This window comes from Enterococcus saigonensis (assembly GCF_011397115.1).
Taxonomy (GTDB): Bacteria; Bacillota; Bacilli; order Lactobacillales; family Enterococcaceae; genus Enterococcus_C; species Enterococcus_C saigonensis.
The window spans coordinates 1,248,413-1,261,834 of record NZ_AP022822.1 but is presented as its reverse complement, the minus strand read 5'-3'; the positions used below and the strand labels follow the sequence as shown (position 1 = coordinate 1,261,834).

At 37.8% G+C, this 13,422-nt stretch carries 11 protein-coding genes; all 11 read right to left on the bottom strand.

Annotation, left to right across the window (positions count from 1 at the left end; translation table 11 throughout):
• Nucleotides 1–43: 43 nt before the first annotated feature.
• The 11 genes from nifJ to nusA all read right to left on the bottom strand — a co-directional run bounded on the left by nifJ (nt 44) and on the right by nusA (nt 13,407).
• The gene (nifJ, locus tag EsVE80_RS05940; protein ID WP_173102890.1) at nt 44–3,586 is read right to left on the bottom strand and encodes a pyruvate:ferredoxin (flavodoxin) oxidoreductase; all 3,543 of its coding nucleotides are present in this window, start codon (nt 3,584–3,586) and stop codon (nt 44–46) included.
• Between the two features lie 51 nt (nt 3,587–3,637).
• Complete coding sequence (gene gltA / locus EsVE80_RS05935) at nt 3,638–5,041, bottom strand: NADPH-dependent glutamate synthase (RefSeq protein ID WP_173102889.1); 1,404 nt, start codon at nt 5,039–5,041, stop codon at nt 3,638–3,640.
• Nucleotides 5,028–5,867, bottom strand: coding sequence for a sulfide/dihydroorotate dehydrogenase-like FAD/NAD-binding protein (locus EsVE80_RS05930; RefSeq protein ID WP_173102888.1), 840 nt, complete (start codon nt 5,865–5,867; stop codon nt 5,028–5,030). Before EsVE80_RS05930 ends, gltA begins: the two co-directional genes overlap by 14 nt.
• Nucleotides 5,868–5,895: 28 nt before the next feature.
• A complete protein-coding gene (locus EsVE80_RS05925; protein ID WP_173102887.1) occupies nt 5,896–6,339 on the bottom strand; it encodes a flavodoxin in 444 nt (147 codons plus the stop codon).
• 260 nt (nt 6,340–6,599) lie between these two features.
• Nucleotides 6,600–7,538 carry a riboflavin biosynthesis protein RibF gene (gene ribF, locus EsVE80_RS05920; RefSeq protein WP_173102886.1) on the bottom strand — a complete coding sequence of 313 codons (939 nt, stop codon included), beginning with the start codon at nt 7,536–7,538 and terminating at the stop codon, nt 6,600–6,602.
• Between the two features lie 4 nt (nt 7,539–7,542).
• Nucleotides 7,543–8,466, bottom strand: a complete 924-nt coding sequence (gene truB, locus EsVE80_RS05915) for a tRNA pseudouridine(55) synthase TruB (protein ID WP_173102885.1) — start codon at nt 8,464–8,466, stop codon at nt 7,543–7,545.
• Between the two features lie 96 nt (nt 8,467–8,562).
• The gene (rbfA, locus tag EsVE80_RS05910) at nt 8,563–8,913 is read right to left on the bottom strand and encodes a 30S ribosome-binding factor RbfA (RefSeq protein WP_173102884.1); all 351 of its coding nucleotides are present in this window, start codon (nt 8,911–8,913) and stop codon (nt 8,563–8,565) included.
• Nucleotides 8,914–8,933: 20 nt separating this feature from the next.
• Nucleotides 8,934–11,588 carry a translation initiation factor IF-2 gene (gene infB / locus EsVE80_RS05905; protein WP_173102883.1) on the bottom strand — a complete coding sequence of 885 codons (2,655 nt, stop codon included), beginning with the start codon at nt 11,586–11,588 and terminating at the stop codon, nt 8,934–8,936.
• A 12-nt stretch (nt 11,589–11,600) separates the two neighbouring features.
• Nucleotides 11,601–11,903, bottom strand: coding sequence for a YlxQ-related RNA-binding protein (locus EsVE80_RS05900; protein WP_173102882.1), 303 nt, complete (start codon nt 11,901–11,903; stop codon nt 11,601–11,603).
• On the bottom strand, nt 11,896–12,192 hold the full coding sequence (gene rnpM, locus EsVE80_RS05895) for an RNase P modulator RnpM (RefSeq protein WP_173102881.1): 297 nt from the start codon (nt 12,190–12,192) through the stop codon (nt 11,896–11,898). The genes EsVE80_RS05900 and rnpM overlap by 8 nt, the downstream gene beginning before the upstream one ends.
• A gap of 15 nt (nt 12,193–12,207) precedes the next feature.
• Nucleotides 12,208–13,407, bottom strand: coding sequence for a transcription termination factor NusA (gene nusA, locus EsVE80_RS05890; protein WP_173102880.1), 1,200 nt, complete (start codon nt 13,405–13,407; stop codon nt 12,208–12,210).
• Between the last annotated feature and the right edge of the window lie 15 nt (nt 13,408–13,422).

The following is a 13,422-nucleotide window of genomic DNA, read 5'->3' as shown; positions in this document are numbered from 1 at the left end:
TTTAAAAAGCCAGTTTTGCTTTTAATGCAAAACTGGCTTTTCATTATTTCTTCAAATCAGCTAATTGACTGTACACTTCTGTTCTTTCTTCCATATCTTGAACAGTTTGTCCTAACATTTGATCAACTTCTTCTGATGAAGGTTTAATAATTCGCAAAGCAGAAAAACGAACTTGATTTTCCAAAAATTCATTCATTTTCGTAAAATCAACTTTTTTGAAATCTACTCGCATTGGATCCTTGCCTTTTTCTCTTAAACGTGGATCATAGCGATATAGTTGCCAGTAGCCACTTTCTACAGCTGCTTTACTCTCTTTGATTGATTGGCTCATCCCACCTTTAATTCCATGGTTAATACATGGCGTATAACCAATAATAACAGATGGTCCTGGATAGGATTCAGCTTCCATAATTGCTTTTAAAGCTTGTTTTGGGTTAGCCTCAATTGAAATTTGTGCTACGTAAACATCTTGGTAAGCAATTGCCATCATACCCAAATCTTTTTTCTTGGTTTTCTTCCCACCAGCTGCAAATTTTGCAATAGCAGAAGTTGGGGTCGCTTTAGACATTTGACCACCTGTATTGGCGTATAGCTCATTGTCCATGACAAAAATATTAACGTCTGCTCCAGTAGCTAAAATGTGATCAATGCCTGAATAACCAATATCATATGCCCAACCGTCGCCACCAATAATCCATTGACTTGGTTTTACAAACATATCTTGGTATTCCAACAATGGAGCTACAGCAAGATTATTAACTTCAGATTTTAATGCAGCAATAACTTTTGCTGCCCGTTGTTGTGTACCATTACCCTCATGGATATGCTCCATCCAGTCAGTTAACAATTCATTTGTTTCTGGTAAAACAGCATTTTGATTCAAAACATTTTTAACCGCCGTTACCAACCGTTTTCGTTTTGTTTCATTGGCAATATACATACCTAAGCCAAATTCTGCGTTATCTTCAAATAATGAATTTGACCAAGCTGGACCACAACCATTTGCATTGGTGGTATAAGGCGTTGCTGGAGAAGAACCACCCCAGATAGAAGAACAGCCAGTTGTATTGGCTATCATCATCCGATCCCCATACAACTGTGTTAACAATTTGATATAAGGCGTTTCGCCACAACCAGCGCAAGCACCAGAAAATTCCAATAAAGGTTGTTCAAACTGCGAGCCTTTGACAGATTCTTTTTTTATAGGATTTGCCTTTTGACGTAATGTCATTGCAAATGCCCAATTCATTGCTTCATCTTTCATCGCTTCATACGGTTTCATGACTAATGCTTTTCCTTTAGCCGGACAAGCCTCTACACAAAGACCACAACCTGTACAATCTTCAACAGATACCTGAATACGATATTCTAAGCCATCTGCGCCGCGCATTTTCCGAGTAATGAATCCTTCAGGCGCTTCAGCTTTTTCTTCTTCATCAGCTAAGAAAGGACGAATTGCAGCATGAGGACAGATAAAGGCACATTCATTACATTGCGTACATGCGTCTGGCAACCATTCAGGAACTTCTAAAGCAATGCCGCGCTTTTCATAAGCTGCAGATCCCATTGCCATTGTTCCACCTAACATATCATTATCCATTAAGTCTTTAACAGATAAACCATTGCCTTCTTGACGATTAATCGGTTCTAAGATATTACGAATATAAGCAGGTTTGTTTTCATCTGTTTTGGGATTTTTTACTGGGACTTCAATATTTGCCCATTCTGTTGGCACGTCCACTTTTGTTAAAGCTTCAAAAGTTTCATCAATCGCATTCCAGTTATTTTCCACTAGTTTCATTGATTTTTTTCCATAAGCATTTTGAACTTCCTGTTTTAATAACGGCAGGAAAGTCTCTTGGTTCATAATATCCGTCACTTCAAAGAAAGCCGCGGAACAAACTGTATTAATGCGGCGTCCAAGTCCATTTTTAATTGAGATATTCATCGCATTGATAATATAAAAATTAATATTGTGAACAGCCAGATACTTTTTCAAGTGACTTGGTAAGTTCTTTTTAACTCTTTCTTCATCCCAAACGGTATTAAGTAAAAAAGTACCGCCATCTTTTAACCCTTTTAATAACTCATATTGATGAATATAGGCACTATTATGACAAGCGATGTAATCAGCTGATTCAACATTGTAAGTAGAGCGAATTTCATGATCGCCAAAACGCAAGTGAGAAATGGTTAACCCACCAGACTTTTTTGAATCATAAGCAAAATAAGCTTGTGCATACTGATCTGTATTATTCCCAATAATTTTGATAGCTTGTTTGTTGGCACCCACTGTACCATCTGAACCAAAGCCCCAAAATTTGGCTTGGAACGTACTTGGTGATGTTAGATCTAAAATTTCTGACTGTGGCAAAGATAAATGGGTCACATCATCTTTAATACCAATTGTAAACCGATATTTCAACTGATCTGGCGGTAATCGTAAATGATCAAAAACTGTCACGATTTGATCTGGCGTAACATCTTTTGATGCAATACCATAGCGACCACCAATGACAATTGGGCGATTAATATGACGATACAATACACTTTGTACATCCAGTAACAAAGGCTCACCGTCAGACCCAGGCTCTTTTGTTCGATCCAAAACAGCAATCCGTTCCACTGTGTCGGGTAAATTTTGTAACATATTTTCAGCTGGGAATGGACGATATAAATGAATATTTAAATGGCCAACTTTACGACCTTGCTTATTTAAATAATCTACTGTCTGTTGAATGGTTGGTGAAGCTGATCCCATGGAAATAATGACTTCAGTCGCATGGGGATCACCGTAGTAATTCGTTAAATCATAATTCGTTCCCCGCAACGTATTGATTTTGCCCATATATTTTTGGACAATCGGCAAGATATTATCATAATACTGATTTACTGTTTCTCGTTGTTGGAAATGGATATCGGAATTTTGGGCAGTCCCAGAAACAGTGGGATGATTTGGATTCATAGCTCTTTTTCGGAATTTTTCTAATTTTCCCCAATTAACCATTCCCTTTAAATCTTCATAATCCAATACTTCAATTTTTTGTAACTCATGACTGGTACGAAACCCGTCAAAAAAGTTCATAAAAGGTAAACTACCCTCAATTGAAGCTAAATGTGCAACCGCAGACAAGTCCATCACTTCTTGCACACTAGATTCTGCCAACATACAAAATCCAGTCTGTCTAGCAGCCATCACATCACTATGATCTCCAAAAATAGATAAAGCATTCGTTGAAACAGCCCGTGCAGCAACGTGAAACACTGTGGGCAGAAGCTCACCTGCAATTTTATACATATTAGGAATCATTAAAAGTAGACCTTGTGACGCAGTATATGTTGTTGTTAAAACACCTGTCTTTAAGGAACCATGGACCGTTCCAGCTGCACCTGCTTCTGATTGCAATTCTACTAAATTGACAGGTTCCCCAAAGATATTGCGTTGATCATTAACTGATGACCATTCATCTACCATTTCCGCCATCGTTGAACTTGGCGTAATCGGATAAATTGCCGCAACTTCTGTAAATGCATAAGAAATATATGCTGCTGCAGTATTACCATCCATTGTTTTCATTTTTTTCATTCCAGTCACCTCACTTATAATTTATGACAAACAGCCATAAATACTTTGTTATTATACATGGACTTTTTGATTTTGGATATAGCTGTCAATTTGCGTTGCAGCAACTTTTCCAGCTCCCATTGCCAAAATAACTGTCGCAGCACCTGTTACAATATCACCACCTGCAAATATCCCAGGTATATTGGTTTCACCTGTTTCACGATTAGCCTCAATATATCCCCAACGATTCAATCGTAAATCAGGAAAAGTATCGAGTAAAACGCGATTAGCCCCTTGACCAATCGCTTCAATTGCTGTATCAGCAGTAATAATAAATTCACTATTCGGTATTACTATTGGTCGCCGCCGTCCTGATTCATCCGCTTCTCCTAATTTTATTTTTACACACTTAATTGCTTTTAATTTACCGGTTCCATCATTAATATACTCAACCGGATTGGTCTGCCAATGATAGTTAATTCCTTCTTCAACAGAATGCTCATACTCTTCTTTTCTGGCTGGTAATTCTTCTTTTGAGCGACGGTAAATAACTGCAACATTTTTTGCACCCAAACGTTTAGCCGAACGTGCAGCATCCATCGCTACATTCCCTCCGCCAATCACCACAACATTTTTTGAGGTAAGAACAGGCGTATCATAATTGGGAAAATCGTATGCTTTCATCAAGTTAATACGCGTCAAATATTCACTTGAGCTGTATACACCATTTAAAGACGTACCCGGTAGATTCATAAAGTTTGGCGCTCCTGCACCAACAGACAAATAGCACGCAGCAAATTCTGCTTGAATTTCTTCCATCGTAATTGTTTTTCCCACAACAACATTCGTCTCAATTGTTACACCTTGAGCCGTGATTATTTCAATTTCTTTTTCCACAATTTTTTTAGGCAAACGAAATTCAGGAATTCCATACGTTAAAACCCCGCCTGGTACATGAAGAGCCTCGAAAATCGTAACATCATAGCCTAGTTTAGCTAAATCTCCTGCTGCTGTTAAACCTGAAGGCCCAGAGCCTATAATTGCTACTTTTCCTTTATCTTTTGAATTGCTAATCATCTCAATGGGTTGTTGGCAAGCCCAATCAGCCACCAAGCGTTCTAAATTGCCAATGGCAACTGGCTCAAATTTCTTTGAGCGCCCCAATCGACACGTCATTTCACATTGTTTTTCTTGCGGACAGACGCGGCCACAAATTGCAGGTAAATTTGTATATTTACTTAGTACTTCGTGGGCGGATTTTAGATCCCCTACTTCAATATGTTTAATAAAACCTGGAATATCAATCATTACGGGACAATTTTGAATGCAAGGTGCATTTTTACACTGTAAACAACGTGATGCTTCTAGCTGGCCTTCTTCTAAGGAATACCCTAAAGCAACTTCTGAAAAACTTCGATTGCGAATTTCAGGAGCTAGCTCACGCATCGGCGTCTTAGTATAACTACGCTTTGCCATTTGGCATTCCTCCTTTATAAATAGTATCAGCAATTTGTTCTTCATCACGATATTGTTTCATACGATTGCTAAAATCATCCCAATCAACACCAGCGCCCAAAAATTCTGGACCATCTACACATGCAAATTTAATTTTTTTATCTACTGTTACACGGCAACCACCACACATACCTGTTCCATCTACCATGATTGGATTTAACGAAACATAAATAGGCACGCCGGCTTTTTTAGCAGCCAAAGTAGAAAATTTCATCATGGGACTTGGCCCCACTGCCCAAGCAGTATCTATTTTTTCTTTGGCAAAAACAAACTTCATTGCATCGGTAACTAAACCTTTTTGTCCTAAAGTACCGTCATCGGTCATCAAATAAAGTTCATCTGAATATTTCCTACATTCATCAGCTAGAATCAGCAGCTCTTTATTCTTGGCCCCTAAAATAGTAATAACCTTGTTTCCTACTGCCTTTAACGCTTTGATAATTGGAAACAGTGCCGCGATGCCCACTCCGCCCCCAACTAACAACACAGTTCCATAGTTTTCAATTTCTGTTGCTTTTCCCAAAGGTCCGACAAGATCTGACAAACTATCTCCTGTTTGTAACTTTGCTAAAGCAGCAGTAGATTTACCAATCACTTGAAAAATCAGACGAACTAACCCCTTATCTGGTTCTGTGTCCACTACAGTCAAAGGAATTCGCTCGCCATTATGGTCGATTCGCAAAATAACAAATTGACCAGCCTGTGCTTTTTGCGCAATTCGCGGTGCTTCAACAAAAATTTCAAATTCAATAGAATTTAATTCTCTTCTCTCTACTATTTTAAACACCAAAATTAGACCCCTTTTATTTTCTAGCCTATGCTTTTGTTAATGCTGTTACAAAAGCTTTTAACACCTCTTCATCTTCATCATCTGCATCGTTTTCAATCTTAACTAATTCAGCTCCACGTTTGGCACCTGTTTTTTCAAAAGCTTGATCAAAATCAATTGCCGCCTGACAGAAATAATCTGGATATAATTCACTATCACCTGAACCAACGACACCAAATACTTTACCTTCTAATTCTAATTCGGATAAATCGTCATAAAAATCTTCTAAATCAAATGGAACTTCTCCATCCCCGTCTGTATAAGTGGCCACGATACAAATATCTGCATCATCAAAAGTTGCATCATCAGCATCATCTGCTTCAATTCTTTCAACATCAATAGCTAGTGCCTTTAAAGCATCTTCTAATATTTCTGAAATTCCTTCTGTATTACCTGTTGCACTTGCATAAACAATTTTTGCTACTGTCATGTTAATTGTTCCTCCTTAATATGGTTGCAAAACTTTTATCTTTAATTGATAAAAATTCGTTTATAGTAATTAATACTTAATTATATTTTACTTCATTCTTGTTAATAACTAAACATAATTTGTATTTTTTTGTTTTATTCTTTATATAGTTATCATTTATTCTTTTGCACATTTTAAAAGATTCCGTATAGTTTATCTTCATTAATCAATCGTTAGTCTTAAAACAAAAGAAGTCTACCAAATTGGTAGACTTCTTTTGTCTATTTATAAAAATAATTACGAGTATCTTCCTCGTCTTGATTCAACTGTCTAATCAAATCCTCTGCACCAGCAAATTTCACTTGTTCTCGGATTAAGTGATTAAAGCGAACACGGACTGTTTCACCGTAGATATCTTTGTTAAAGTCTAAGATAAAGACCTCCACTGTAAGTTTCCTGCCTTCTCCAAAGGTGTCGTTATGACCAATGGAACTCATTGCTTTATACCAGTTACCTGCTACCTTAATTTCTGAAACATATACTCCTTCTACGGGTAAACGAACACTATTTTTAAAGCGAATATTCGCTGTTGGATAACCTAGTGTGCGCCCTCTTGCGTCTCCATGAACAACAGTTCCCTCAATTTCATAGATATAACCTAGTAGCTTTGCAACCTCTTCCATGTTTCCTTCGTCCAATAGATCACGGATTCTAGTGGAACTAATTTTATCACCATCCAATGTTTTTTTGGCAACAGTAACAATGTCAAAACGCTCTTTAGCATATTCAGGTAAATGCGCTACGTCTGCAATATCTTTTGGTCCATAAGTATAATCAAAACCACTTACGGCAGCAACCGCATGGAGTCCGACAATATATTGATCGACAAAATCTTGCGGTTTTAGATAAGCAAAATTAGAAGTAAATTCAATCTCATATAAATAATCTACACCAAGGCGCTCCATGTGGTATTCCTTTTGCTTTAGTGTCGTTAAATATTTTAAATTCTCCCCTTCTTGTTTTTTAAACACAACAGAGGGATGCTGGTTAAAAGTCATAACGGCTAATTTGACGTTTTTTTCCTTAGCTAATTTTTTGCCGGTCAAAATAACTTTTTGATGCCCGCGATGAACACCATCGAAAAAACCCAAAACAAGTACAACCGGCTCGTTTGGTATTTGATCTTTTGTATAAGGATGATGAATCTCAATGATTTTCACAATATTAGACCTCAGTTCGTAACATTTTTAAAGGTTTTAATTTATTTTTTTCTTTTGGATTGCTTACGTATAAAGCTACAACTTTTCCCGCATAATATAAAGCAATCGGCTCATTTGGCATTTTCTCTAGGCCGAAAGTTTGCGGTGATAATCGCATGCCATTTTTAACTTGTTGCCAAATTTTATCATCAATATTAACTCGTTCAAAGTTGGCAACGCCATATTCAATTGGTAATAAATGTTTTGAAATACGCTGTGTTTCCATGGCTTTTGTAACTTGTTCTAACGTTAATGCTTGCGAAATTTTTAACCCACCACTTTCTAAACGGGTTAAATCTGACATATGAGCTGGAACACCGAGCTTTTTCCCGGTATCAACAGCTAAGGTTCGTACATAAGTCCCTTTACCACAGACGACTTCAAAGCGCCAACTTTGTGTCTTCATTTTTTTGTCAAAGAAAGATTCAGTTGTGCGACGAAAACTTTTAATCTGGGCTATTCTTTTAGGTCTTTCAACGGTCAAACCTTCCCGCGCGTATGCGTATAACCTCTTTCCATTTACTTTAACCGCTGAGTACATCGGTGGTATTTGAGTTATTTCACCTTCCATCGACTTCATAACTTCATCAATTTCAGCATCACTAAAAGGCGTTTCAATCGGCATGACCTCAACTTTTTCACCCGATTTATCTTCTGTTGTAGTCGTATACCCCAGTGTAATTTCACCACTATATACTTTACCACTGTCTTGCATGAATTCAATCACTTTAGTCCCCTTCCCAATACAAATGGGTAAGACACCGTCTACATCTGGATCAAGCGTTCCTCCGTGACCGATTTTTTTCGTTTTTAAAATTTTCCGTAATTTGAACACACAGTCATGACTGGTCATGCCCCGTTCTTTCCATAAAGCTAAAATGCCGTCCATTCTAACTCCTCACTATCTCTTTAATTCAATTCAACTGCCCTATTATAGCAGAAAAAACGCCTCTCCAAAAGGTTTCCCTTTCAAAGAGGCGTTTGATTATAAATCTTTGTTCAAATTACGAATCATTTCGTCGATTTTGTTGCCATATTGCACAGAACTATCAAGTTCAAAAACGATTTCTGGTGTTTTGTACAACGTTAATCGTTGACCTAACTCACGACGAATTAAGCCGCTCGCTTTTTCTAGTCCGATTTGTGCTTTTTGTTTATCAGAAGCAAGATCTGATAAAATACTGTAAAAAATTGTCGCTTGTTGTAAATCACCCGTTACGCGTACATCTGTAATTGTAACTTCTTGTACACGTGGATCCCGCACTCTTTTACGTAAAATATCATTCACTTCTCTTAAAATTTCGTGGGCAACACGACGATCGCGATAATTGGCCATATTTATGTCCTCCATTTACCTTAGTCGTTTTTGATTTCTTCCATTACATAAGCCTCAATGACATCATCAACTTTTAAGTCATTGAATTTATCAACCATAGCACCACATTCGAAACCTTGTTTTACTTCTTTAACGTCATCTTTAAAACGCTTCAAGCTAGCAAGCACGCCTTCATAAATAACGATACCATCCCGAATAACACGTACGCCACTGTCACGACGAATAAAGCCATCAGTCACAAAACAACCAGCAATTGTACCTATTTTAGAAACTTTATACGTTTCACGAACTACCATTTGACCAGTAATTTTCTCTTCGAATTCAGGGTCAAGCAACCCTTTCATTGCTGTTTCAATTTCTTCGATTGCTTTATAGATAATACGATGCAAACGAATATCTACTGTTTCAGCATCTGCTTGTTGTTTAGCTTGTGGTGTTGGCCGCACATTGAAACCAATAATAATTGCATTACTTGCTGCTGCAAGTGTTACATCACTTTCATTAATTGCGCCAACGGCTGAATGGACAATGTTAACCCGCACACCTTCAACTTCAATTTTCTTCAGTGAAGCAGCTAAAGCTTCTGCCGAACCTTGTACATCAGCTTTTATAATAACATTAACTTCTTTTAATTCGCCTTCTTTTAAGCTTTCAAATAAGTTATCCAATGTTACGCGGCTATTGGAAGCACGTTGTTCCATTAATGCACGTTTCGCACGTTCTTCACCGGCAGCACGAGCCGTTTTTTCATCTTCAAACACAACAAAACGATCACCAGCCTGTGGTACATCATTTAGCCCCGTAATTTCGACTGGTGTTGCAGGACCTGCCGCTTTATCACGACGACCTAGATCGTTTGTCATCACCCGAACACGTCCATAAGTATTACCGACAACAATTGGATCACCAACATGTAAAGTTCCTTGTTGTACTAATAAGGTTGCAACTGGACCTTTCCCTTTATCTAAACGAGCTTCAATAACAGTACCAATTGCACGTTGTTTAGGATCAGCTTTTAAGTCTTCTACCTCGGCAACCAATAGAATCATCTCTAATAATTCTTCAATGTTTTGCCCAAACTTCGCTGAAATTTCAACGAAAATAGTATCGCCGCCCCAACTTTCTGGAATTAATTCATATTCACTTAACTCTTGCATAACGTGTTGCGGATTAGCACCTGGTTTATCAATTTTATTAACAGCAACAATAATTGGCACTTTCGCAGCTTTTGCGTGATTAATCGCTTCTACTGTTTGTGGCATTACACCATCGTCTGCAGCTACAACCAAGATAGTAATATCTGTGATACTTGCTCCACGTGCACGCATACTCGTAAAGGCTGCGTGTCCTGGTGTATCCAAGAAAGTAATTGGTTTACCGTCAATATCAATTTGGTAAGCTCCAATATGTTGCGTAATTCCGCCTGCCTCGCCACTTGTAACACGAGAATGACGCAATGTATCAAGTAAGGTTGTTTTACCGTGATCGACGTGTCCCATAATCGTCACAACTGGTGGACGGGGAACTAAGTTTTCAGCTACAACTTCTTCCGCTTCAAAGAATTTATCGATATCAGCAATATCTACTTGAATTTTTTCTTGTGGTTCAATACCATAATCTGTCGCTAAAAGTTCAATTGTATCTTTATCCAAGGCTTGGTTTTGATTAACCATAACCCCCATCATAAACAATTTTTTAATGATTTCTGCTGGTTCACGATGAATCTTTTTCGCAATATCAGCTACGTTCATACCTTCTGTATATTCCAGTACTTCTGGTAATTCACGGAATTTACGTGGTGGCACAGCTGGTTTATTAGAAACTTGTTGTTTACCTTTTTTACCCTTTTTCTTGAATTTATTTCGGTTTTGCTGGTAGCCACCTTGACGGTTTTGTTGGCCGTAATTTTTATTACGGTTATCATTACTACGGTTACCACCTTTATTACCATCGGCTTTGGCTGCAGGCTGATTATTTGCAGGTTTTGCCGCAGGTTTATTAGTATTCGCCGCTGATTTTGTCGCTGGTCTATGTTGTGTAGCTGGCTTTTGTTGTGTTGTAGACTTTTGATTTTGTGGTTTCTGTTGCGGAGCCTGTTGGGCTGATTTTGGTTGTCCCGTTTGGTTGCTCCGTTTTTGATTATTATTATTAATAGGCTTTTGATCCTCCGTTTTTTTGTTCACTACTGGTTGATTGACAGATGAATTTTGCTTTGCAGTTTCTGATTTTACTAGAGCAGATTTATCGCCTGCAGAACCAGCATTAGTTGAACGGTTGTTTTGTGATAGTTGTGTTTTATTTACGCTATTTTGTGGACGATTTTGATTTTGTTGTCCATTCAAACGAGCATTATTGGGGCTTTGATTCCGATTTTGGCCTTGCTTACTAGCAGGGTTATTTCGATTTTGAAACTTCGGATTATTTCGTTGAGTCATAAATTTTTTATGTTCAGGTTTTTTTGCTTCATCTGGGTTAGCTGGTTGGGATGCAGGTTTTGGAGCATTGCCAGTACTTTTGCTTACACCAACGACTTGGCGTAACTTTTTCTCCTCAGTATCTGAGATTGCTCCCATATGATTTTTCACATCAAATCCTAAAGATTGTGCTGTATCCACTAATTCTTTACTAGATTTGTTGATTTCTTTTGCAAGTTCATAAATTCGTTTTTTTCCCATGCAATCACCTTCCTAACCTTGTATTAATTCTCCTATCTTTTTGGCAAAACCATTATCCAAGATGCCAATAACCATCCGCGGCTTGCCGATCGCACCCCCAATTTCCAAGGCGGTTAAACGATCTGTGTAGGGAATTTTATAATAAGTGCATTTATCACTTATATTTTTTTGGGTATTTTTGCCAGCATCTGTAGCAATGAATACCAAACGAGCCTTGTTGCGGCGAATTTCTTTTAAAGTCAATTCTTCGCCAGTGACCAACTTTCCAGCGCGCATTGCTAAACCTAACATGTTTAATACCTTATTCTTATCCATTGCCAAATAACTCACGGCGGGCTTTTTGGTGGGTAACGTAGTCAAGGAGTTCTTGATAAAACGCATCAGTTAAAGTAGTTTCTAAAACGCGATCCAAAATTTTTTTGTCCCAAGCTTTTTGTACTTCTTCTGGTTCAATCGCAATATAAGCTCCACGGCCTGGCATTTTACCAGTTGGATCGATCGCAACTACTCCTTCTTTAGAACGTGTAATGCGTATGAGTTCTTTTTTGGGCTTCATTTCACCGGAAACAATGGATTTACGTAAAGGGATCTTTCGTTTCTTCATGAAATCACCTCCTGATTAATCCTCTTTTTCTTCGTTAAATGCGATATTCTCGTAATCATCGCTAGTCATATCGCTGTTTTCAATCACTTCATCTACTGAAGTTGTTGTGTCATCTACCACCTTGTTAGCAAACTCACCTTCATCAATATAGTCGCCTTCTTCTAATTTTGCATAAAAGTCTTCCATATCAGATTCAGCTTTAATATCAATTTTATAACCAGTTAATTTTGCTGCTAAACGAGCATTTTGACCACGCTTGCCAATGGCTAGTGAAAGTTGATAATCAGGTACAACAACCGTACAAGCCCGAGGATTATCTAAATCAAAGATAACATCTTGTGCTTCCGCGGGATTTAAAGCATTTGCAATGTAGATTGCTGGGTCTTCATCCCACTCGACAATATCCATATTTTCACCTTTTAGTTCATTTACAATTGCTTGAACCCGTTGTCCTTTTGGCCCGACGCACGTTCCAACCGGATCAATATTTGGATCATCAGAACGAACGGCAACTTTTGATCGATCCCCAGCTTCTCTTGCAATGCTAACAATCTCTACAGTACCATCATAAACTTCTGGTACTTCTTGTTCAAATAAACGACGTAATAAATCTGGATGAGAACGACTTACAAAAACTTGTGGACCCTTTGAAGTATTCTCCACTCGTGAAACATAAACTTTAATTCGATCATGAGGTTGGTAAAATTCATTAGGCATTTGGTCTTGTTTTGATAATACCGCTTCGATTTTACCTAAATTAACATAAATATAGCGGTTATCTTGACGCTCAACAATTCCTTGCATAATATCTTTTTCATAAGCAGAAAACTCATTATAAATAATTGTTCTTTCTGCTTCTCTAACCCGTTGTAAAATGACTTGTTTTGCAGTTTGGGCAGCAATACGTCCAAAATCTTTTGGTGTCACTTCAAAACGAATTTTATCACCAATTTCATAAGCGGGATTAATTTTAATCGCTTCTTTTAAAGATACTTCTAGTTGTGAATCCATTACTTCTTCTGTTACTTCTTTAACAGCGTAAACATGAATATCACCTTTTTTTTGATTAAATTCAACTTCTACGTTTTGAGCTTGTCCATAATGACGTTTATAAGCCGAAACCAAAGCAGCTTCTAAGGCTTCCACCACGATTTCTTTTGAGATGCCTTTTTCCGCCTCTAACGCATCTAGTGCATTTAACATTTCTTTACTCATCTGCTGGGAACTCCT